We start from the raw sequence: 22,421 nt of genomic DNA, 5'->3' as shown, positions 1-22,421 counted from the left end.
GATCGCCAGGAGAGACATGATGGTTGAACATACGGTCAAGGCCTTCGATCAGGACATTGACACTCTGCGCGGGTTGATCGCGGAAATGGGCGGGCGCGCCGAAGCCAGTCTGGACAATGCCATGATGGCGCTGATCCGCCGCGACAAGGATCTGGCGCGGCAAGTCGTACGCGACGACCCCAAGATCGACGCGCTGGAGGAACAGGTCGAGCGGCTGGTGGTGCAGACCATTGCCCTGCGCGCGCCGATGGCGAACGACTTGCGCGAAGTGGTGGCGGCGCTGAAGATTGCAGGCGTGGTCGAGCGGATCGGCGATTATGGCAAGAACATCGCCAAGCGCGTTCCGCTGATCGTTGAGAACCGGCAACTTGAGCTGATGTCGCTTCTCCCCTCCATGGGGCAGATCGCGGGTGAGATGGTGCATGATGCACTGAACGCCTTTGCCGCGCGCGACGCCGATTTGGCGATCGCCGTGATCGAGCGCGACAAGGTGGTGGACGATTTCTACAACAGCATTTTCCGCACGCTGCTCACCTACATGGCCGAGAATCCGAAGATGATTTCGGAGAGCGCGCACCTGCTGTTCGTGGCCAAGAATATCGAACGGATCGGCGACCATGCGACCAATGTCGCGGAGATGGTCTATTACGCAGCGACCGGCAAATACCTCCCCGATCGCGAGCGCGGCGAAGCGCCCGAAGACGATCGGGCTAGATAAGGACGACGGCCATGGCGCGAGCCAAGATGTTGCTGGTGGAAGACGATGCGGCGCTGGCCGAGCTTCTGATCTGGCATTTCAAGCGAGAAGATTTCGAGGTTTCCCACACCGTGGACGGCGAGGAAGCGCTGATCCTGGCGCAGGAGGATACGCCCGATATCGTATTGCTCGACTGGATGGTGGAAAGCCTGTCCGGCATCGAAGTGTGCCGCCGCCTGCGCCGGATGACAGGCACGGCCAACGTCCCCATCATCATGCTGACGGCACGCGGCGAGGAAGAGGATCGCGTACGCGGCCTGGAAACCGGTGCGGACGATTATGTGACCAAGCCTTTTTCCCCGCGCGAACTCGTGGCACGGGTAGGCGCAGTGCTGCGGCGCGTGCGGCCTGCTTTGGCGGGCGAGACATTGTCCTTTGCCGACATCGAAATGGACACCGTAGGCCACAAAGTCCGTCGTGCCGGGCAGATGGTTTCGCTCGGACCCACGGAATTCCGCCTGCTCAAGCACTTCCTGGAGCATCCGGGCTGGGTCTTTTCGCGCGAACGGCTGCTCGACAGCGTATGGGGACAAGACAGCGACATCGAACTGCGCACGGTGGATGTGCACATCCGCCGCTTGCGCAAGGCGATCAATGGCGATGCCCATCGCGATATCATCCGCACCGTCAGGTCGGCCGGCTATGCGCTTGATACGGACGGCGCAGCCTGACGCTACGAAGCCGCGCTTGATGCGATAGCGGAACGAAAGTCCTGCTCGTGCGTCCCTGCTGCACATGCTTATCCCAGCGTGATGCCCCGAAAGAGCAGGCTTAAAATTGCGGACAGTGTCGTGGTGGGTGAAGGGTCCGCTGATCGTAGCTTTGCTTGCGCTCCTCATGCTGATCGGACTTGCGGCTTTTCCCTGGGGTGCGCTTCGCGGCACAATCGAGCAGCGGCTTTCCAAACGGCTCGGTCGGCCCGCACATATCGAAGTGCTGGAACGAACCGACCGCTTTTCCTTTCATCCCGAAGTCACGGCGCGCGGCGTTAGTATTCCGCAGCCGCGCTGGGCAGGGCCAGGCGATCTTGCGCGTGTCGCAGAAGCGCGCCTTCGGTTCAGCGCCTTCTCGCTGCTGACGGGGCATATTGCTGTCGAAGCATTCGATGTACGTGGCGCGACCGTAACGCTGATCCGCGACAGGCAAGGCCGCGAAAGCTGGGACGATGGAGCCAAGAGTGAAGGCGGGGGGCGCCGCCCTGCCCTCTCCCGCCTGAAGGTCACGGACAGCCGCGTCATCTATCGCGACGCCAAGCGGGACCGCAGTGTCGACCTGAAGGTGGAGGCGGATGTCCGTCGCGGATTGGTCATGCGCGGCACGGGACTCATCAAGGGACGTCCCGTCGATGTCGTCGTGGAGGGAGGCGCAATTGCCGGGGCGGCAGCCGATAAACCATGGCCGTTCCGCGCGGAGATCAAGGGCGCGGCGGTCGGCGCGACTTTCAAGGGGACGATGGATCATCCTCTGGACATGGGGCATCTGACCGCCGACGCCACGGCCTATGGCGACGATCTGGCGCTGGTGGACGTGATTATCGAAGCGGGCCTGCCAGGTACGCAGCCAGTCAAGCTGTCCGCGAAGGTGCGGCGCGACAGGCCCGATTGGACCGTCACCAACCTGCGCGGTACGATCGGGCGATCCGATATCGCAGGGAGCGCCACGATCCGGAAGCGCGACGGGCGAACGCGGATCGATGGCGACGTCCATTCGCGCCGGTTCGATTTTTCGGACCTCGCCAGCGACGCGGGGAAAGCACGCGGGCAGGCGAAGCGCGCGGAGGTCGGCGACCGCGTGGTGCCGGATACCGCCATCGATCTGCACAGCGTGGCAAAGACCGATGGTCGGCTGAGGTTGCGCGTGGGCACTTTGCTGTGGCCCGGCTCTTCGCCCTTCCGGAGCCTGAGAGGAACGATGTTACTGGAAAGAACGCGGCTGGTGCTTGATCCGCTGGAATTGGGACTGACGCGCGGACGGTTCGTCGGCACATTATCCGTGGATCAGCGGGCTGGAGGCGGAGTAGCTCCCTCGCCGTTGCTTAGCGTCGCGATGAATGTGCGCGATGCGCGGCTATTGGATTTCTTCCCCGATGCGGACATCGACGGCAAGCTCAGCGGGAAACTGCGTCTTGCCGGGCGGGGTCGCACGATCCGCAGCGCGATCGGACAATCGAGCGGTGTGATCGCGCTGGTGGCGCGGGACGGCACGATCCCCGCGCGTACAGCGTCGCTATTGGGGCAGGACATCGGTCGCGGCCTTACGACAGACAAGCGGGAACTTGCGACGCTGCGCTGCATGGTCACGCGGCTGGACGTGCAGAATGGGATCGCGCGGGCCAATCCTGTCCTGATCGACACGACGCGAGCGCTGACGCGGGCCAGCGGGGCGGTCAATCTAAGGACCGAGCAACTGTCGCTCAACCTGGCGGGCACACCGAAGGCCAAAAGCATATTGCGGCTTTCCGGCACTGTGCCGATCCGCGGCACAATCAAGGCACCTGACATCGTCATTCCCAAGGAGACCAAGTCCGTGGGCAACGTACTCAAGATGCTCGGCCGGGCAATCGCCGGGAAACAAGGCGCGACGGCGCAAGACGCTGATTGCAATGCGCTTTCGGCGCAAGCCCTGCGTTAGAAATCAAGTTCCGCGCGTAACGCCATGACATCCGCGCTGTAATCCGCGCGCGTGCCGGCAAGTATCGCAGCATTGGTGTAGGACAGGTGCGCGTAGTTCGCATTGAAGCGCAGATAATTGATCGGCGTCCATACCAGTCCAACGATGTAAGCGTTCTGCGTGCCGCCCACGATGCCCTTATCATTGAGATCAAGATAGTCGTAGCGAAATGCCACCTGCCATGCGCCGGGGCCGCCTTCACTCACCGGATTGGCAGGATCGGTCCGGCCGAAGATGCCGTCCTGCAACGGGCGTGCGTCGCCCTTCGTCAGGAAGTAGCCGACTTCGGCATAGCCCCCGAAGAACCTGGGGTCGGCAAGACCGGGCCGCATGGATCGCAACCAGTGGCCCTCGCCTGCGAAGAACAGCCGCCCCTTGCTGCCCGCAAGTTCAAAGCCGTAATGCGACTCGCCTTCTGCGGCGATCCTGGGTGTGGCGAGGAAGCGGCTGTTGACGCTGTGCAGGTACGGGCGCTGACGGTACTGGACCGGCGCTTCGGACAGACGCTGAAAGTCCCGCCAGTGATAGGAGCCGCCGAACTGCAACTGCATGTCGCCAAGCTTGGGGGTGACGACGATGCGTCCGTCCAGCGCGAAGCTGTTGTTCTCGTCGCCGCCAGCGGAACCGTCGCTGTTGTTGGCGAGCGAATCGATGCTGTCGGAAAAGATACCGCCCTGCGCGATCAGCAACTTGGTCTTGTATTGGACGGACAGTCCCAGCCGCCGCTCAAACCCGAACGCGTCAGTAAACGCAGCGCGCTCCATGACGGAGCCGGTGCTATCGCCGATCAGTTCATCCAGAGACTGAAATTGATTCTGATTGCCGAGTGTCACCAGCAGTTTGCCAGCCTGGTACGTGATGTAGGTGTCGACGATATCGACGGCGTTGTCCGACAGTTCCGTATCAAGCTTGTAGCCGAAGCCGCCGCCCAATGTTCCCGTAGCGCCAAGGCGCAGGCGGCGAAGTTCGTTGGAATAGCCCACGGCACGGTCATTGACGGACTTTGGCAAGGACAGATAACCAGCGTCGTACTGAATGCGCCCGTTCACCTTGAACGTCGCATCGCCAAGACTGAGTTGTGGTGCACCTTTCCATTTGATGCCTGTATCGCTCTTGCCCGACTGGGGTTGAGGCGCTGTCGGTTGTGCTGGATCGGTAGCGGCGATCTGAGGCGAGGATAAGGGCGCAGACGTAGTTGGCGCGCTGGCGGTGCTTGAGGCGGCGTTATCCAGCCGCGCTTCCAGACGATCAACCTGCGCCTTGAGGGCTGCAACTTGCGCGCGAAGTTCTGCCGCTTCCTGTGCACTCAGTGCCTGAGCGGACGCGACCGACGGTAAGGCGGCAAGCGCCATTGCAGTAACCAGCACGCTGTTCTGGAACGTCATCATGTTCTCCGTCGAGTCTGCCGACCACTTCCAAGCACCGTGTCGGAAGGCCCGCCTATGACAATTTTGTTTCACTTCAGAGGAATATTTGTTTCTATTTTGTGACAGCGATTGGAGCGTCATGCGGTAACCTGAAGAAAGACTACCAACAGGTGATGCGTCCTTGTGCGTTGCTTGCGCGACTCTTGCGCGACAATCAGGCGCGCGCTCTTGATAAGGCTGCTCTCGATTAGGCCGCGCTTGCCGGAACAGACATAAAAACTCCGCAACACTGCTTAGGAACGGCTCAACTGGCACCGCTGGGTCAAGGATGGTATGGTGCCGAAACGATCAGCGGTGGAGGGCACCATGTCGCGTGGTTTATCGGCACTGTTTGGCGTTGCCGCCTATTTTATCTTCCTCGCGACGTTCCTGTACCTCGTGGCGTTCGTGGGCGACATTCCTGGCGTACCGCGTACGATCAGTTATGGGCGCGAAGCCGATGTCTCGACGGCTGTCATCACGGACATCCTGCTGATCGCGCTGTTCGGCCTGCAACATAGCGTGATGGCGCGGAAAGGCTTCAAGCAGGTATGGACTCGCTACATCCCTGAGCCGATCGAGCGCAGCATGTATGTGCTGGTGACCAGCGCCATACTATGGATCATGTTCTTTTTCTGGCTGCCGATACCTACCACGGTCTGGCGTGTGGAAAATCCGATTGGCGCAGGGATGTTATGGGCGCTGTTCGGTCTCGGCTGGCTGATCGTGCTGCTCAGCACCTTCCTCATCAACCATTTCGAGTTGTTCGGGCTGCGGCAGGTTTATCAGAACATGCGCGGCGGAAGCGCAGTGGCACCGCAGTTTCGCCAGCCCTTCTTCTACAAGATCGTGCGGCATCCACTGTATAGCGGGTTCCTTATAGCCTTCTGGGCCACGCCGCTGATGACGGCGGGTCACTTGCTGTTTGCAGTGGGAATGTCGCTCTATATCGTCGTCGCGATCGGCTATGAGGAGAAAGACCTGATCGCCCTGTTCGGCAAGGATTATCAGGATTACAAATCGCGGGTCGGGATGCTCTCCCCCCGCTTTGGCGGCAAGTAGCTACTCCTCAACCAGCTTCATCAGCTTGCGCTCGACCGGTGCCAGAACCGGTCCCAGGTCAGCACCGCGTTTCAGCACTGCGCCCGCTTCCCCGATCAGTGCCCACATACCCTGACGGTTGCGCAATGCGGGACGCTTTTCGATTCGATATTCGGGCCGTTCGGCGGAGCGACGGAAGGCGGAGAAGACCGCCGCGTCCTTTCCCATGTCGATGGCATAATCGCGCCAATGCCCCGCCGACACCATCCGGCCATACAGATCCATGATCCGCATCAGTTCCTGCCGGTCGAACAATGTCTGCGATTCGGTGCGCCCTGATGGAAAAGGCGTGACATTGCCCGGATGAAAAGCACTGCTCATCAGGCGCAGCCGCGCTCCTCTACATCGTCAGACTTGCGAAGCTGGCGGCCTTGCTCCTCAGCCAGTGCGGCGAGGCGCTTGCGCAGTTCTTCGACTTCGCACTGGAGCAGTTCCAGCTTCTGCGTGGCGGGATCGAAATTGTTGCTGCACGGCGTGCCGTAGGGGACGAAATCCCGCTGATAGGCGGTGACGTCGACCAGCATCTGCCGCGCCGGAATACCGACCATGGTCGCGCCATCCGGCACGTTCTTGGTAACGACGGCATTCGCGCCGATCCGCGAACGGGGTCCGACCGTCACCGGCCCCAGCACCTGCGCACCAGAGCCAATGATCGTGCCGCTACCGATAGTGGGATGCCGCTTGCCCGCGATGCCATTGGCCGGATCGGTGCCGCCGAGCGTGACGTTCTGATAGATGGTGACATCGTCGCCAATCTCAGCGGTTTCGCCGATTACGGTAAAGCCGTGATCGATGAAGAACCGCTGGCCGATCCGTGCTCCAGGATGAATATCGTTGCCGGTGAGGAAGCGCGACATGTGATTGATCGCACGCGCGAGGAAGAACAGCTCCGCGCGATAAAGGCGATGGGCGACGCGATGAAACGCCAGCGACCACACGCCGGGATACAGCATTATCTCCGCGCGTGAGCGCGGTGCGGGATCTCGCGACTTGATCGAATCGAGATACGCAATGAGACGACGGACCATAGGACGCCCTTTGACCTGAACCAATGTACAGAATAGGCGTTCTTGGTTACTTATTCCAGAGGTACGCCGTTTTTGCCTTCGCATGGGACAAGAGAAAGTTGTTTGGCAAAACTTGAAAAGCCAAGCACGGCGATAGACAATACGAAGTATAAGGGGCCTAGATGATCGATTCGATCTTGAGCGCAGGCGCGGCTCATGCCGACGCCCTCTGGCCGTTTGTGCTGGTCGGCTTCTTTGCGCAAGTGGTGGATGGCGCGCTTGGCATGGCCTATGGCGTAATCTCCAGCACGCTGCTGCTCGCATTGGGTGTGCCGCCTTCTGCGGCGTCCGCAGGCGTCCATGCGGCGGAGACATGCACGACCGGAGTGTCGGCAATCAGCCACATCGCGCATCGCAATGTCGACTGGAGCCTCTTCCGGCGGCTTGTCATTCCCGGCGTGGTCGGCGGTGTGCTGGGCGCCTATGTGCTTTCGAACATAGATGGCGATGTGGTCAAACCGTTCATACAGGCATATCTGCTGGCGATCGGCGTTTTTCTCATCTGGCGTGCACGACATTTGCCGCCCAAGCATAACAATCCGAAGATCGTAGGCCCCCTGGGCCTTGTCGGGGGCTTTCTCGATGCCATCGGCGGCGGTGGCTGGGGACCGGTGGTGACGTCCAACCTGCTGATTCAGGGATCAAGCCCGCGTCATACCATTGGCACCGTCAATAGCGTCGAGTTCATCCTGACGCTGAGCATCTCTATCGCCTTCTTCCTCAACATCGGATGGGAGGCGTTCACCATCGCAACATCGGGCCTGTTGATCGGCGGGGTTATTGCCGCGCCGTTGGGCGCTATGCTGGCACGGCACATCGCGCCCAAGGTGCTGATGGTTTCTGTCGGTATCGTCCTCACCCTCACATCACTGTTCGGCATTGCCAAGTGGCTTGGATATATCGGGTAGAGCGATTATATTTCCCTTATCAATCGAGGGAGTAGATCATGTCGAGCTACATGCCGACGCTCAAGCAGTTGCAATATCTGGTGGCGCTGAAGGAACAGGGCCATTTTGGTAAAGCGGCGGATGCCTGCTTCGTGACGCAATCGACGCTGTCCGCCGGGATACGCGAACTGGAGTCGCTGATCGGCGTGACGTTGGTCGAACGTACGCGCAGGGTCGTGCGGTTTACGGCCCTTGGCGACCGGATCGTAGAGAAGGCCCACCGGGTATTGCGGGAAGCAGAAGAATTGGCGGGCATTGCGCAGGCGGCCGGCAAACCGCTGAGCGGCGAACTGCGGATGAGTGTCATTCCGACGATTGCGCCGTTCCTGCTGCCGCAGTTGCTGCCCCGGTTGCGGGCCGAAAAGCCCGATCTCAAGCTGTACCTGCGTGAAGAGACGAGCCACGCTGCGGTCGAGTCGCTGCGTCATGGACAGGCTGATTGCGTGCTGCTTGCGCTACCCTATGCGACGGGTGACGTGGACAGCGAAATGCTGTTTTCCGATGCGCTGTTCGTCGCATTTCCCAAAGACGATCCCCGCGATCCGCCTGCACATATCGATGCCGATATGATCGATGAGGCGCGGTTGCTGCTGCTGGAGGACGGACACTGCCTGAAGGATCACGCGCTTGCCGCCTGCAACCGTCCTGAGCTGCGCGCGGAGGCGACGATGATGGGCACGTCGCTGCATACGCTGGTTCAGATGGTGGACAATGGCCTTGGCCTTACCATGCTGCCTGAAATGGCGATCGCCGGGGGCATATTGGACAATACCCAGATCGTCGCGCGGCCCTTGAACACCGATAACGCCAAGCGAGATATCGCCCTGATCTGGCGCAGGAACAGTCCGCGCGAGAAGGAATTCCGGATGCTCGCGGACATCCTGCGGGAGGCTGCGAAAGCGCCGCGGAAGGTCCGGGAAAAGGTTGCTGCGTAGAGCCTAGGTCAGCGCCAGGACGCGGCTTTGGCGTTGTCCTCAGCTTTGGCCTCCACCCAGTTTTGCCGCCCATCATCGAAAGTTTCCTTCTTCCAGAACGGCGCGTGGCTCTTCAGCCAATCGATAAGGAAGGCACAGCTTTCCAGGGCGGCGGTGCGGCGCGCCGATGCGGTGCCGACAAAGACGATGCGCTCACCCGGCAGCAGCGTGCCGACGCGGTGAACGATGCGTATCCCCAGTAGCGGCCAGCGTGCCATTGCGTCCGCGGCAATCCTGTCCACCTGCGCCTGCGTCATTGCGGGATAATGATCGAGATGGAGGCTTACGAGTCCTTCGCCGCCACGCACGATGCCAGTAAAGCTGGCGACGCCGCCGCCGCCCAGCTTTTCGAGCGCCGCCAGTTCGGGGGCGGGATCGAAGTCCTCGGTCGTGACTGACGTGAAGAAGCTCATCCGCCTGTCACCGGCGGGAACAGCGCCAGCTCCCGCGCACCGCCGATTGGCGTATCGAGCGGCACGAATTTCTGGTCGAGCGCTGCGCGGAGGCGCGTGCGATCTGCCAGCACTTGCGCATAGCCCCCGCCCCGCTCGGCCAGATTGGTGACGAGCATCTCCACGGTGGTATCAGGCGAAGGGCTGTCGATGCGCTCGCCATCCTTGCCTATGCCGTCGCGCACCCAGGCGAAATAAAGGATTTCAAGCGCCATGTCGCATCAGTCCATATGCTTCAGGCCGACGCGGAGGTAATCCCAGCCCGTTATCAGGGTCAGGATCGCCGCGCCCCATAGCGTCGCGATCCCCGTCCATTTGATGAAGGCGTAGGCAGGCAAGGCTCCTGCAAGGATCAGCGCACCGAAACAGACAAGCTGAAACGTCGTCTTCCACTTGGCAAGTTGCGAAACCGGAACCGAGACCTGCAATCCGGCCAAAAATTCACGCAGGCCCGACACGGCGATCTCCCGCAGCAGGATGACCAGCGCCGCGATGATGTGAATGCCCGCAATATCGCGCGTTGCCGACAGCATCAGGATGACCGCAGCGATCATGATCTTGTCCGCGATGGGGTCGAGGAAGATGCCGAGCCGCGACACGGCGCCGTTCGCGCGCGCCAGATAGCCGTCGAAATAATCAGTGATGCCCATCAGGCAGTAGAGCGCGAACGCGAAGGCATAGCCCGCTTCCCATTGCGGCCACCACAGCAGGCCAACCAGAAGCGGCACGGCGAAGATGCGCGAGAGCGTCAACAGATTGGGCAGCGTCAGCATGGATTTTGCCTGCCACAGCCGATTGCCGGTGACAAGGTGAAGCACGGGCGTTTGCGTCTGAACCGCCTCCGCAACGAACGTCAATTGGTCGCACCATCGGCATAGCGTGTTGGACAGCGCAGCTCTCAGCCGCTAGACCCCGCCTCATAAGCGCAACAGCGAGAAGTCGTCGCCTACATGCAAGCCTCGTTCAGGCTCCTCACAAAACGGCGGTTCCTGCCGTTGTTCGTCACGCAATTGCTGGGCGCATTCAACGACAATCTGTTCAAGAACGCCATGGTGCTGTTCGTCGTCTACTCGGTCTATAGCGACGAGAAGGCGGAGACGTGGTTCAGCGCGATCGCGACGGGCGTTTTCATCCTGCCGTTCTTCATCCTGTCGGCCCTATCGGGACAGCTTGCCGATCAACGCGACAAGGCGCGTCTGATCCGGATCGTCAAGGCGGCCGAGATCGGCATCATGATTGTCGGTGCGGCGGGGCTGGCGCTGGCGTGGCTGGGTTTTGCGATCCACAGCTTCGCGATTCCGCTGATGCTGCTGGCGTTGTTCGCCATGGGCATCCATTCCACCTTCTTCGGCCCGATCAAATACGCGATTCTGCCGCAACATCTGCATGACGACGAAGTGTTGGGCGGCACGGGGCTGGTCGAAGCGGGTACTTATATCGCGATCCTTGCGGGCACGATATTGGCGGGCATAATCCCAGTGGAAGCAGCGGCTGCGGGCGTCATCGTCACCGCCCTGATCGGCTATGTCGCCGGGCGGCAGGTGCCCACTGCGCCGCCGCTGGGGCGTTGCGATCCCTTGGATTACCATGTGATCCGCGCCTCGATCCGGCTGGTCAAAGGCACGATGCACATTCCGCGCCTCTTCCTTGCGATCATGGCGATCAGCTTTTTCTGGACGATCGGCGCGGTGCTGTTCATCCAGTTCCCGCCGCTGGTGAAAAACGTCCTGACTGCCGACAAGGCTGTCGCGAGCTTGTTCCTCGCCATATTCTCGATCGGGATCGCCATCGGCTCAGTCGCCATCAACCGGCTGCTGCAGGGCGCGGTATCGGCTAAATATGCCCCTATTTCGGTGCTCGGTATGGGGGTCTGCCTGCTGGGTTTTCACTTCGTCTGCGCGAACTGGACTGGTGCGGCGGACGGCACATTCCTGTCGCTAAGTGAGTTCATGCGGCATCCCGATGCGCTTGAGCTCACCGGATGCCTGCTGGGCGTCGCGACGTTCGGCGGTATGTTCGTGGTGCCGCTCTATGCGTTCCTCACTACTACGGTGGAGAAGTGCGAGGCGGCTCGCACGGTTGCGGCGAACAACATCGTCAATTCCGGTGCGATGGTGGCGGGATCGGTCATCGCAATCGGCCTGACAATGGCGGGCATGGCGCCAGTCAATCAGCTCGTGCTCGTCGCTGCAATGTGTCCGGTGTCGGCGTGGCTCGCATGGCGGCTGCACAAGGCCTGCGACGGGGTGCCCGCGATAGCGTCCGCCTGAAGCCCGCTTAGGCGATAAAGCTGTAGAACGCCGTGAAGAAGGCCGCGAAACTCAGGCCAAATAGCTTCCAGTCCTGATCGTCCGACTTTGCGGGCGCATCATGCTTAGGCATGACCAGGACGTGTGGCGGCAGACTGCGGCGGAACGGATGACCAGCCGATTCGCTGGTGAGGACAAGGGCGCGACGTTTTCTCATGATGCATCGTTAACGCATCGTTTACCTTTTCGGCCATGGTGAAAGAGGGTTAACAATCCGCCGTGCCGCTATGGGACAGCGCCATGGCGCGGCTGGAGCGAATGGTGGGAATGCCTGCCGCGAAGGAGCCTTTCACGCGGGCGACGCGTTGTCCCCCAAAATCACAGGAGACGAGTATGCCCAGAACTTTGGCCGATCTTTCGAGCAAGATGCGCGACATCGATTTTGCGATGCTATCGACTCATGCGCAGGGTGGCGCGATCGGCGCACGGCCGATGAGCAACAATCGCGAAGTCGATTATGATGGCGACTCCTACTATTTCACGCATGACAGCACGACGATGGTCCAGGACATCCAGCGTGATCCGCAGGTCGGCCTGAGCTTCCTCGGCAAGTCAGGATTGCTAGGTCAGCGCCCCTTCTTCGTCGCCGTCGAAGGGAACGCCGATCTGATCCGCGACAAGGCAGCGTTTGCCGAGCATTGGACCAAGGATATCGACCGCTGGTTTGAAAACGGCATCGATACGCCGGGCCTCGTCCTCATCAAGGTGCACGCCAGCCGTGTGCATTACTGGGACGGTGAGGATGAGGGTGAATTGACCGTCTAGAGGCGTACTGGGGCAGTAGTTGGGGCTGCCCCGCCCTCACCCGCTGACTTCCTTGTAGATCAATTCGGGCTGGTCTTCGTTAGGGCGGCGGGTACGCGCGCGGTCCTGCTGGAAACGATGCAGTGGCGTGCGGTCGACTTCCATCTCCACAATGGGTCCGGGCCGCGCTTTGACCTGAATGTAAATGCGCCCGAGATATTCGCCGATAATGCCGAGGAATAATGCGTTAAGCGTGATGCCCAGGAGCAGAAGCATCGTCGTCGTCGCGAAGCCCGCGGGCCAGTGTTGGCCAAAGAGCAGCCGTCCGATCAAGTAGCCCACGATCAGGATCATAGTGGACACACCCACTGTCAGTCCTACGGCCGATGCCATGCGCAAGGGAACAAGCGAATGGTTGAGGATGCCGTTGAGACCAAGCCCGATCATCTTGCGCAGCGGAAATTTGCTGCTTCCGGCGACCCGGTCATGGCGATCGTAGGGGAATCCGACTTGCGTAAAGCCCATCGCACTGATGACGCCGCGCACATAGGGGCTGGTATCGCGGATCGTCCGCATTTCATCGAGCAGCTTCCGGTCGACCAGCCGAAATTCGCCCGCATCAACCGGCAGGCGATCATCCGAGAGCGCCGTGATAAGGCGATAGAATATCCGCCGCACCGTCGCGACGGCTAGCCCGTCGGGCAGCGAGCGGCGGATGCCATAGACCACCTGATTGCCCTGCCGCCACAGGTCCAGCATCTGCGGGATCAGTTCGGGCGGATCCTGAAGGTCGCAGTCGATCTGGATCGAGCAGTCACCCCGTGCCTTCTGATAGGCCATCAGAACGGACCGCTGATACCCATAGTTACGGGCAAAGCGGACGATTCGCACCCGGTCGTCACGCGCTGCGATATGGAGGAGGCGGTCGTGCGTATCGTCGGTGGAATGGTTGTCGGTAAAGATGATCTCGCAATCATGGTCCGGCAGAGAAGCGAAGACTGCGGTGATGCGGTTGTAGGCGCGATCCACATTCGCTTCTTCGTTGAAGACAGGCACAAGGATGGACACGAGCGTCGCGGTTGAACTCGTCATGCGTAAATCTCCTGTCGCATTGCGGCGGCGGTGGAGGCCAACCCTTCGGCGAGCGATATTGCGGCGCGCCATTTCAGTAGCGCGCGCGCACGTTCAGCGGAGACGCACAGCGTGGATGCGCTGGCGGGATGGGCTTTCCCGAAGTGCACCAGTTCCCGGTCCACCCCCACGACATCGCAGGCGAGGTACGCGACCTGCCGCATGGACGGGGCATGGCCGCTCGTCAGGTTAATGATCTGGCCTTGGGCAAAGTTGGCTGCGCTGAGCATCCTCAACCCAGCGACGATATCATTGACATGGGCGAGGTCGCGCCGGTCGAGCGGATTGCGCACGAACACCTGCTCACGGCGTAGTAGTCCCTGCAAAAGCGCGGGAACCATGTAGTTCGCGGCCTGCCCCGGCCCGTAGGTCAGCGACAGCCTGGCCGTATGAAGGGGGAATGGCAGTTGGCGCTGCAAAACGCTGCAATAATGCGTTGCCGCCACCAAAGCCGCGCCATAGCTGGAGGACGGATTCTCGCGATCATCTTCGTGCGCCGTGCGAGGATTGCCGCCATATTCGGCGATGGACCCTGCCCGGATCATAACTTTCGGCGACACCCGCTTCGCGGCGCGGATCATGTTGAGGAGATTGGCGGGATCGACGAGCAGTTCCGGCGCATCGACATCGCAGTTCGCGTTTCGCCCGGTGCTGGTCGCAAGATGATAGATGATGGTCGGTGCAATGGATCGGAGGCAGTCCTCAAGAGCATCACGATCCTGCAAGTCGACGGCGTGAACCGTCGCCACGTTGCCGGACACCTGCTTGCCGGGACGCACGAGCAGATGAACATCGTCTCCATCGGCGAGGTGACTGGCGGCCAGATGCGTGCCTATGAAGCCCGCACCACCCGTTATGAGAACGCGTTCGGGCACCGCTTCCCTCCGTTCAGGACGCGAGTTGCCGCAAGTCCGCTCGCTCCGCTCCACCATATTGAGATGCGAACTCCGCAAAGCTCTCGTGCATGTAATCGATCTGTTCGGACAGCAGGCCATGATGGCAGGCGATCAACATGCCACCGCGCATTACTGCGTCCGCGACGGGATAACCGGCCACACAGGTCCGCGCCTTGACGTTAGCCATGGCGGGCTGACGCAGGATGTTGCCGGTGAAGATGACGCGTGTTTGTATGTCGCGCTCCTCCAGGAATGTTTGAAGTTCGCGCCGCGTGAAGGGTGCATCGGCACGCACCGTCAGCGGGAAAGCCAGCCATCCGGTTCGTGCCTCGGCAAGCTGTTGCGGCAGGACGAACCAGTCTTCATAATCTGCGAAGAAGGCGAGGTGCCGCGCGAAGTTGCGCTCGCGCACGACGATGTTGTGTTCCAGCTTGCCGAGTTGGACCAGACCGAATGCCGCTCCGATCTCCGATGGCTCAAGATTATAGCCAAGTTCCTCGAACACGAATTTGGCGTCGTAGGGAATGCCCTCCAGCGTGACGTTGAAACGCCGCTCGATGCTTTCGGAATCAGGGAAAAGCGAGGAGGAGCGCCCCCATGAGCGCAGCAGCAGCGCGCGGCGGGCCAGCGTCTCGTCATTCATGCACAACATGCCGCCATTTCCGGCGGCGTTGATGACATGCGAGCCGTAGAAGCTGGTCGTGCTGATGTCCGATCGCGTCCCCGTGCTCGTGCCGCGCAATGTCGCGCCTAGGGTATCGGCGCTGTCTTCGATGACGGCCAGACCATGACGGTCGGCAATGTGATAGATCATGTCCCAATCGGGCAGGTTGCCGATCAGCGACGGGATCATCATGGCGCGCGTCCGCTCGGTAATCATCCCTTCGATCGCGGACTCGTCGATATTGTAGGTGCCTTCGCTCACATCGACGAATGCGGGGATCAGGCCGTTGCGGATCAGCGGCGCGACCGTCGTCACGAACGTCAGCACCGGCGTTATCACTTCGCTACCATGCGGCAGGCCCAGCAGTTCGACAGCCAAGTAATTGGCCGACGATCCTGAATTCACCATGACCCCGAAGCGCTTCGCGAACAGGGCCGCCACGGCATCCTGCATCCCTGCGACCTTCGCACCCATTTGCGTGGACGAACGAAGAACTTCGACGACCGCATCGATCTCCGCTTCGCCGTGGACCGTCTGACCATAGTTCACGCGCATGCGGCTTCACCTTCCTGTAGAGCGACAGCCGCCGGGGTGCGATGCTGTCTGTGTGGGACATTCATATACTGGTCGATCTGCTGTTCGCTGAGCACGCGAAGGTTCGCCGACCCTGAAAGACAGGCGCGATACCAGTCGGCCGTGAACGTCAGCGTCTCCCGCAGAGACAGGCGTGGACGCCAGCCAAGTTCACTGATCGCCTTGCTACTGTCGATGCGGAGAAGCCCGGCCTCGGGCTTTTCAGACGTGGGCGAGTCGAAGTGGAGAGGCGCGGCGTCCGGCCCCCATCGCTGCTGGAGCATCTGCGCAAGAGTGCCGACGTCAACAACGCTTTCAGCATTCGGGCCGAAATTCCAAGCGCCGGACAGGCTGCGCCGCCCGTCGAGCATTCCCGCCGCAAGCTGGAGGTAGCCAGCGAGCGGTTCGATGACATGCTGCCAGGGACGGACGCTGGCGGGATTGCGGATGCGCACGCTTTCGCCCGCCGCGGACGCACGGATCATGTCGGGCACGAGGCGATCGGTCGACCAGTCCCCTCCCCCGATCACATTCCCCGCGCGGACCGTGGCGACGATTGCGCTGTCGGGTTCGCCGAAGAACGACTTGCGGTAGGATGTGGCGACCAGTTCGGTGCAGGCCTTCGAGGCGCTATACGGGTCTTTGCCGCCCAGCCGGTCGGTTTCGCGATAGCCCCACTGCCATTCCCTGTTCTCGTAGCATTTGTCGCTGGTCACGACGACGATCCCGCGCAGCCGCTCCATGCGCCTCGCAGCGTCCATCACGACAGCGGTGCCGATAACATTGGTGCGGAAGGTGTCGATGGGCGCGGCGTAGGAAGGGCGGACGAGCGCCTGCGCGGCCATATGGACGACCAGATCAGGATCAAAGCCGTCGATGGCAACGGCGAACTGTTCTTCGCAGCGGATGTCGGCGATCCGATGCTCCACCAGCGCCTCTATGCGAGCGGCGGAGAACATGCATGGCTGGTCGGCGGTGGGCGGCAACGCGACGGCGCGCACGCGTGCGCCAAGCTTCGTCAGCCACAAAGCCAGCCACGCGCCCTTGAACCCGGTATGTCCGGTGAGGAGAACCTGCTTCCCCGAAAAGGCCCGCCGCAGATCGTCTGCGGGAAAATGCGCCTCAGGCATTGACGGCACGCGGCAGATCGACGGGCGCACGTGTCGGAAAGTCGAGCCAGGGCACATTGCTGCTGGCGTAAAGCTGGTTCAGGTGATCGCGATCGCGCACGGTGTCCATCGGGTGCCAGAAGCCGGTATGCTTGAACGCGAAAAGCTGGCCGTCTTGCGCGAGGCGCGTCAGCGGCGCCTGCTCCAGCGGCTCCTGATCGTCGGTCAGGTAATCGAGAACCCCCGGCTCGAATACGAAAAAGCCACCGTTGATCCAGGTTTCGTGTTTTAGAACCTTCTCGGTGAATTCGGTGACTTGCGAGCCATCCAGTTCGAGGTTGCCGAAGCGCGCCGGGGGCTGCACCGCCGTCACCGTTGCCAGACCGCCGTGCGAGCGGTGGAAGTCGAGAAGCGCCTCTATGTCGATATTCCCTACCCCATCGGAGTAGGTGACCATGAACGGCTCGCCTCCGATCCAGTCGCGCAGGCGGCGCAGGCGACCGCCGGTCATCGTATGCTCGCCGGTGTCCACGACCGAGATATTCCATTCGACCAAGCGCGACGGGCGAAGCTCCACCACGCCGCTGTCGGCCATGATCGTGAAGTCGTTGTTCATGAAGTGGATGTCGTGGAAGAACTTCTTCATCAACATGCACTTGTAACCACAGGCCACGATAAAATCATGGTGACCCCAGTGGTTGTAGATATCCATGACGTGCAGGATGATTGGCCGCCCGCCGACTTCGACCATGGGTTTGGGAATGATGCCGGTTTCTTCCGCCAGGCGCGAACCCAGCCCCCCCGCGAGCAAAACCGTCTTCATCGCCTGTTCTCCGCCGCCCGAGCCTTACGCTGATAGCGCAAGCATAGCGGAAAGGCTGGAGCGGTTCCCTGACGCACCGGAGAGTGATGTGGCTTAGAAGGATTACCCCCGGCGTCACCGCTAGGCGCGCTCCTGCCTAAAGGGGTATCTCGATGGCCCGTTCCGCCTTTGGGGTTAAACGATGGTGAAGTTCTGCGCGGTGAGGACGGGCTTGTTGCTGAGGAAGGCGACCTGCACCATCGCCGCAGAACCCGAGCCGTCCGGATCGTAGAAAAGATTGCCCGTCGCGCTGCTGTAGATGACGCGCTGATCGGCGTTCTGGGCTGCGGCCCCCGCGAAGAACGCCGATCCCGGCAAAGTGCCGAGCGGTGTCGTCGCAAATGCCGTGAATATCGACTGCGCGAAGGCGAACAGGTCTTCGCTGGCGGCGAAGTCCTTCACGGTATCGCGGTCGGCCGAGACAGTGAGCGAGTTGAACAGGAAACGGTCCGCGCCCGCGCCGCCGGTCAGTTCGTCCAATCCTGCACCACCGACGAGCAGATCGTTGCCGTCATTGCCCTGAAGGAAATCGTTCCCAGCTTCTCCATAGATCAGATCGTTGCCGCCCATGCCCGTGATGAGATCGCCGCCAATGCCGCCGAAGAAGCTGTTGTTCGCATCGTTGCCGACCAAGGTGTTGGCGAAGTCGTTGCCGGTCACGCTGATGTTGCCGGCGCCGGTCTGAGTCAGCTTCTCCAGATTGGCTTCCATGGTGAAATCGACCGGACTGTAGGCAAGGTCGGTCCCCTCCCCCACTCCTTCGACGATCCGGTCGCCTAAGTTGTCGATGTAGAATATGTCGTTGCCGATGCCGCCATAGAGCGTGTCCGCACCCCCGGCTCCGTCGAGCGTGTCGTTGCCAGCACCGCCATAGATGCTGTCGGCGCTGGCATTGCCGGTCAAGATGTCGTTGCCGCCCAAGCCGTTGATCGTCCACAGGTCGTTCGTGGACGCAGTGAAGACATTGACGCCATTGTCGCCCGTATAGCTCTTGGGTTCCGGTAGATTGTTGAGGCTGATGTTGACGGTTGATTCCACGAATGCACCCGTGGTGTCCGTGGCGCGGCCGATGATAGTGTGGCTGCTGGCAGCTTCGAAATCCAACAGGTTGCCATTGGCCACGGTGACGACGCCCGTCGCCGCATCGATCGTGAAGCGTCCGCTGGCGGTGCTGGTGAGGCTGTATGTCAGTACATCGGCGTGATCGACATCCTGGGCTGCGAAGGTGCCGACCACTGTGCCGTTTGCGGCGTTCTCGTCCACGCGATTGCCTGTGAGCGTCAGTGTGGTCGGGGCATCGTTGGCCCCAACGACCGTCACTGTAACATCCGCACTCGACTGAACGCCGGACGAATCCGCGATCGTGTAGCTGAAGCTGTCGGTTGCCGTCTCTCCTGCCGCCAGCGACTGGTACATGGTGCCGGGCGCGTAGGTGACGACGCCGTTTGTGACGGAGAGCGCCGCGCCGCTGGCAGTCGCGGCGGGAAGCGGCTGGAGCGTCAGTACGTCGCCCGGATCGACGTCCACATCATTGGCGAGCAGCGTGCTGACCGAGAAAGTGGAGCCGTCCTCGCCGACATTGATGCTGTCATTCGCCGCAAGCGGCGCATCGTTCACGGGTGCGACGTTGACGGTGACACGCCCGGTCGCGGTGGCGCCTGCACTATCGACGATGGAATAGCTGAACAGCGCCGCGCCACTGAAATTGGCGAAGGGCGAGAAAACGATGTTGCCGCTCCCGTTCAACGACACCGTGCCGCCCGAGATAGCCGAAACGCCTGTCAGGCTGATAGGCAGACCCGCAGAATCGACGTCGTTGGCCAGCAGACTGGATCGCAGGAAGGTGCTGGCCTGATCCTCCTGACCGCTTAAGGTATCCGGATTCGCAATGAGCGAAGGCGGCCCGCCTTGCGATCCCAGGGGGCTGAAGATCTTATACTTGACGGCAGTGCCGGAATTATCGCCGCCCTGCGCGCTGTAGTCGGTCCAGGCGACGAGGAAGTCGCCATCCTTGCCGCCCGCGATGCCGGGATCGACCTGCGGGCCGAGCGACTGCGTGTTGACGGTGAATTCCGCACCGATGCGGCTGCCCTGATCGTCGAAGATCTGCGCCTTGACGCCGGGCGTCCCGCCTTCGGCCGCCGCGCCGCTGTAATCCGACCAACTCACAGCAAAGCCGCCGTCACCGAGCGCCGAAAGCGTCGGCGCGATCTGCCCCGCGAGCGTCGTCGTGTTGACGAGTTTCTCGCCACCAACCTTCGCACCGCTCGCATCGAAAAGCTGAAGCTTTATGCCATAATAATCATTATCGCCGCCGCGAAGGCTGGCGTCGGCCCAGGCGATGACGAAGCCGCCGTTCGAGAGACCGATAATCGCCTGCTGCTGCTGATTCCCGTTGGTTTCGGTGTTGACCAGGAATTCGCCGCCTAGCTTGGCTCCGGCCGCGTCGTAGATTTGCGCCTTGACCGAATCCTTGCTGCTGTCGCCGCCGGCAAGGCTCGAGTCATGCCAGCTTATCACGAAGCCGCCTGAGACGAGCGAGGCGACCACCGGCGTATCCTGCGCGTTGGCAGTGACGCTGTTGACCAGGAACTCACCGCCGGTCCGGTTGCCGTTCGCATCGAATAGCTGGGCTTTGACGCTGCTGCCGCTGGCGTCGCCGCCTTGCAGGCTTAAGTCCGCCCATGTGATGACGAACCCGCCCGAAGCCAGCACGGCGATGGCGGGCGTGCGCTGCGCACTGACAGTGGAGGTGTTGACGAGCAACTCGGCGCCGACCGCCGCCCCGCTCGCATCGTATAGTTGCGCCTTGATAGAGGAAACGGACGCGTCGCCGCCAAGCAGGCTGGAGTCCATCCAACTGACGACGAACCCGCCCGAAGGCAGCGCCGCTGTGACCGGGCTGTCCTGGCTGTTCAACGTCTGGCTGTTGACCAGAAACTCGCCGCCGATCTTTGCGCCGCTGGCGCTGACGATCTGCCCCTTAATGCCATAGCTCCTCGCGTCGCCGCCCTGCGTGCTACCGTCGCTCCAGATGAGGACATAGCGCCCGTTGCTGAGCCCCGTGACGGCGGCTTGCTGCTGGTTTGCGTTGATGGCCGTCTCCGCCAGCAATTCCGACCCACCGGCATAGCGCTTCTCGTTCGCCGAATTGGTGAGCGAGAGGTTGATGACCTTGTCCAGGCTATTGCCGAAGGTGTCAGTGGCGCGCAGGATGATGGTCGCGTCGGGCGCGGTCTCGTAATCCAGCAAAAGGCTATCGCTCACCACAAGCTTGTCGCCCTGGATAGCGAATGCGCCATCAGTCGAGTCGTCGATGATCTGATAGCTGTAGGTGGCGTTAAGTGCTCCTGTCGCGCTCATGCTGGCGACGGTCGTGTTCTCGACGGCGGTCTCGGAGATGATCGTGTTGGATATCGCAACGTTGCCGATCGGGGCCGATGTCGGCATCAATATGCGCGCCTTGATCGATCCGTCCGTGTCGCCGCTCTGCCCGCTATAGTCAGTCCAGCTCACGACCAGCGCGCCGGACGCAAGCGCGATGATGGAGGGCATTTCCTGATTGCCGCTCGTGATCCCGTTGACCTGAAACTCGCCGCCCAGCTTGTTGCCTGCTGCGTCAAAAATCTGCGTCTTTATGCCGAAGCCGCTGGCGTCGGTGGACAGGTTACTGTTGTCACGCCAGCTTACCGCGAAGCCGCCGTCGAACGTCGCGGTGACGGACGGCTGATCCTGCGAATTGAAAGTCGTGCTGTTGACCAGCAATTCGCCGCCGACGCGGGCGCCCGCCGCATTGTAGACTTGTGCCTTCACACCTGCCGCACTGGTGTCGCCCTGCTGCGACATGTCGCGCCAGACTATGACAAAGCCGCCATTGTTGAGCGCGGTGATGACGGGCTGATCCTGGCTGGAGGCCGTCGCCGTGTTCACCAGAAACTCGCCGCCGATCTTGCCCCCCGTCGCGGAGAACATCTGCCCCTTGATGCTGGGCGCGGTGCTGTCGCCGCCAAGGCCGCTGCCATCCACCCATGTCGCGACGAAGCCGCCGGACGCAGTGCCCGCAATGGCCGGAAATTGCTGGCTGCCGGTGATCGTGCTGTTGATGAGGAACTCGCCGCCGACCTTGGCTCCGGCTGCGTTATAGATCTGCGCGCGGACGCCCGTGCCCTTGGCATCGGGCGCGGTCGCGCTGGCATCGACCCAGCTTATGACGAAACCGCCCGAGGCGAGGCTTGTCGTCACCGAATTAGACTGGCCAAGCTGCGTGGTGGTGTTGACGAGAAATTCGCCGCCGACTGCCGCGCCGTTCGCGTCGTAAAGCTGCGCCTTGATGCCGTTCTTGTCGGCGTCCGGCCCAGTCCCGCTATTGTCGGTCCAGGTGACGACGAACCCGCCCGAGGCTAGTCCGGTGACGGAGGCTTGATCCTGCGCGTTGAGGGTGGTGGAGTTGACCAGGAACTCGCCGCCCACGGCCACACCGTTCGCATCGTAAAGCTGCGCCTTGACGCCCGAACCGCTGCCATCGGCCGTCGCATCGGTCCAGCAGATGACGAACCCGCCCGATGCAAGCGCGGTCATGCTCGAGTCTGTCTGCACGCCCGATGTCTTGGTGTTGACGCGCCATTCGCCCGAACCCGATGTATAAGCCCCGCCCGCCATTCGTTCGTCCCCTCGTCGCCCATTTCGTGACGTACCGATCACGCGCCACACGACAGGTTACGCTGGGGCAGAACCTTGCGGAATAGACCATTCCGGTCCC

Annotated in this window: 21 protein-coding genes; 8 read left to right on the top strand and 13 right to left on the bottom strand. The window is 61.6% G+C overall.

Annotated elements, in window-relative coordinates:
- The first annotated feature begins 19 nt into the window (after positions 1-19).
- From phoU to C1T17_RS04120, 3 genes are all read left to right on the top strand, one after another.
- Positions 20-718 (top strand): phosphate signaling complex protein PhoU, encoded by a 699-nt coding sequence (phoU, locus tag C1T17_RS04130; protein ID WP_104952349.1) that lies wholly within the window; start codon positions 20-22, stop codon positions 716-718.
- 11 nt (positions 719-729) lie between these two features.
- On the top strand, positions 730-1,428 hold the full coding sequence (phoB, locus tag C1T17_RS04125; RefSeq protein WP_104952348.1) for a phosphate regulon transcriptional regulator PhoB: 699 nt from the start codon (positions 730-732) through the stop codon (positions 1,426-1,428).
- A 115-nt stretch (positions 1,429-1,543) separates the two neighbouring features.
- Complete coding sequence (locus tag C1T17_RS04120; protein WP_223262899.1) at positions 1,544-3,388, top strand: AsmA family protein; 1,845 nt, start codon at positions 1,544-1,546, stop codon at positions 3,386-3,388.
- On the opposite strand, the gene C1T17_RS04115 is transcribed toward C1T17_RS04120, so the two are convergent.
- Positions 3,385-4,815 (bottom strand): porin, encoded by a 1,431-nt coding sequence (locus C1T17_RS04115; protein WP_317617066.1) that lies wholly within the window; start codon positions 4,813-4,815, stop codon positions 3,385-3,387. The genes C1T17_RS04120 and C1T17_RS04115 overlap by 4 nt on opposite strands.
- A gap of 345 nt (positions 4,816-5,160) precedes the next feature.
- On the opposite strand from C1T17_RS04115, the gene mddA reads away from it, so the two are divergent.
- Positions 5,161-5,895 (top strand): methanethiol S-methyltransferase, encoded by a 735-nt coding sequence (mddA, locus tag C1T17_RS04110; protein WP_104954986.1) that lies wholly within the window; start codon positions 5,161-5,163, stop codon positions 5,893-5,895.
- On the opposite strand, the gene C1T17_RS04105 is transcribed toward mddA, so the two are convergent.
- The gene (locus tag C1T17_RS04105; RefSeq protein WP_104952346.1) at positions 5,896-6,255 is read right to left on the bottom strand and encodes a DUF2794 domain-containing protein; all 360 of its coding nucleotides are present in this window, start codon (positions 6,253-6,255) and stop codon (positions 5,896-5,898) included.
- On the bottom strand, positions 6,255-6,962 hold the full coding sequence (epsC, locus tag C1T17_RS04100; protein ID WP_104952345.1) for a serine O-acetyltransferase EpsC: 708 nt from the start codon (positions 6,960-6,962) through the stop codon (positions 6,255-6,257). The genes C1T17_RS04105 and epsC overlap by 1 nt, the downstream gene beginning before the upstream one ends.
- Before the next feature lie 161 nt (positions 6,963-7,123).
- Between epsC and C1T17_RS04095 the strand changes: the two genes are divergently transcribed.
- Complete coding sequence (locus tag C1T17_RS04095) at positions 7,124-7,909, top strand: sulfite exporter TauE/SafE family protein (RefSeq protein WP_104952344.1); 786 nt, start codon at positions 7,124-7,126, stop codon at positions 7,907-7,909.
- A gap of 38 nt (positions 7,910-7,947) precedes the next feature.
- Positions 7,948-8,883, top strand: a complete 936-nt coding sequence (locus C1T17_RS04090; RefSeq protein WP_104952343.1) for a hydrogen peroxide-inducible genes activator — start codon at positions 7,948-7,950, stop codon at positions 8,881-8,883.
- A gap of 8 nt (positions 8,884-8,891) precedes the next feature.
- Here the strand turns inward: C1T17_RS04090 and C1T17_RS04085 are convergent, their stop codons facing one another.
- From C1T17_RS04085 to pgsA, 3 genes are read right to left on the bottom strand one after another with little or no spacing between them, the layout of a single operon-like run.
- Positions 8,892-9,335: a molybdenum cofactor biosynthesis protein MoaE gene (locus C1T17_RS04085; RefSeq protein ID WP_104952342.1), complete on the bottom strand. Its 444-nt coding sequence runs from the start codon at positions 9,333-9,335 to the stop codon at positions 8,892-8,894.
- Positions 9,332-9,589: a MoaD/ThiS family protein gene (locus tag C1T17_RS04080; protein WP_104952341.1), complete on the bottom strand. Its 258-nt coding sequence runs from the start codon at positions 9,587-9,589 to the stop codon at positions 9,332-9,334. The genes C1T17_RS04085 and C1T17_RS04080 overlap by 4 nt, the downstream gene beginning before the upstream one ends.
- A 6-nt stretch (positions 9,590-9,595) precedes the next feature.
- Positions 9,596-10,147, bottom strand: coding sequence for a CDP-diacylglycerol--glycerol-3-phosphate 3-phosphatidyltransferase (pgsA, locus tag C1T17_RS04075; protein ID WP_104954985.1), 552 nt, complete (start codon positions 10,145-10,147; stop codon positions 9,596-9,598).
- A 177-nt stretch (positions 10,148-10,324) separates the two neighbouring features.
- Between pgsA and C1T17_RS04070 the strand changes: the two genes are divergently transcribed.
- Positions 10,325-11,644, top strand: a complete 1,320-nt coding sequence (locus C1T17_RS04070; protein WP_104952340.1) for an MFS transporter — start codon at positions 10,325-10,327, stop codon at positions 11,642-11,644.
- A 7-nt stretch (positions 11,645-11,651) separates the two neighbouring features.
- Here C1T17_RS04070 and C1T17_RS04065 read toward each other — a convergent pair whose 3' ends face one another.
- Positions 11,652-11,840 carry a hypothetical protein gene (locus tag C1T17_RS04065; RefSeq protein WP_104952339.1) on the bottom strand — a complete coding sequence of 63 codons (189 nt, stop codon included), beginning with the start codon at positions 11,838-11,840 and terminating at the stop codon, positions 11,652-11,654.
- A 176-nt stretch (positions 11,841-12,016) separates the two neighbouring features.
- On the opposite strand from C1T17_RS04065, the gene C1T17_RS04060 reads away from it, so the two are divergent.
- On the top strand, positions 12,017-12,448 hold the full coding sequence (locus tag C1T17_RS04060) for a pyridoxamine 5'-phosphate oxidase family protein (RefSeq protein WP_104952338.1): 432 nt from the start codon (positions 12,017-12,019) through the stop codon (positions 12,446-12,448).
- A 36-nt stretch (positions 12,449-12,484) separates the two neighbouring features.
- Here C1T17_RS04060 and C1T17_RS04055 read toward each other — a convergent pair whose 3' ends face one another.
- The 6 genes from C1T17_RS04055 to C1T17_RS04030 all read right to left on the bottom strand — a co-directional run bounded on the left by C1T17_RS04055 (position 12,485) and on the right by C1T17_RS04030 (position 22,321).
- Positions 12,485-13,519 carry a glycosyltransferase family 2 protein gene (locus C1T17_RS04055; protein WP_104952337.1) on the bottom strand — a complete coding sequence of 345 codons (1,035 nt, stop codon included), beginning with the start codon at positions 13,517-13,519 and terminating at the stop codon, positions 12,485-12,487.
- Positions 13,516-14,433, bottom strand: coding sequence for an NAD-dependent epimerase/dehydratase family protein (locus C1T17_RS04050; protein ID WP_189338488.1), 918 nt, complete (start codon positions 14,431-14,433; stop codon positions 13,516-13,518). Before C1T17_RS04050 ends, C1T17_RS04055 begins: the two co-directional genes overlap by 4 nt.
- Positions 14,434-14,446: 13 nt before the next feature.
- Positions 14,447-15,673 (bottom strand): DegT/DnrJ/EryC1/StrS family aminotransferase, encoded by a 1,227-nt coding sequence (locus C1T17_RS04045; RefSeq protein WP_104952335.1) that lies wholly within the window; start codon positions 15,671-15,673, stop codon positions 14,447-14,449.
- On the bottom strand, positions 15,664-16,821 hold the full coding sequence (rfbG, locus tag C1T17_RS04040) for a CDP-glucose 4,6-dehydratase (RefSeq protein ID WP_104952334.1): 1,158 nt from the start codon (positions 16,819-16,821) through the stop codon (positions 15,664-15,666). The genes C1T17_RS04045 and rfbG overlap by 10 nt, the downstream gene beginning before the upstream one ends.
- The gene (gene rfbF / locus C1T17_RS04035; RefSeq protein WP_104952333.1) at positions 16,814-17,623 is read right to left on the bottom strand and encodes a glucose-1-phosphate cytidylyltransferase; all 810 of its coding nucleotides are present in this window, start codon (positions 17,621-17,623) and stop codon (positions 16,814-16,816) included. The genes rfbG and rfbF overlap by 8 nt, the downstream gene beginning before the upstream one ends.
- A 174-nt stretch (positions 17,624-17,797) precedes the next feature.
- The gene (locus C1T17_RS04030) at positions 17,798-22,321 is read right to left on the bottom strand and encodes a beta strand repeat-containing protein (protein WP_104952332.1); all 4,524 of its coding nucleotides are present in this window, start codon (positions 22,319-22,321) and stop codon (positions 17,798-17,800) included.
- Positions 22,322-22,421 lie beyond the last annotated feature (100 nt).

The organism is Sphingobium sp. SCG-1, from assembly GCF_002953135.1.
GTDB lineage: Bacteria > Pseudomonadota > Alphaproteobacteria > Sphingomonadales > Sphingomonadaceae > Sphingobium.
Note: the sequence above shows the minus strand (reverse complement) of the source record. Positions and strands in the feature narration are given on the sequence as shown.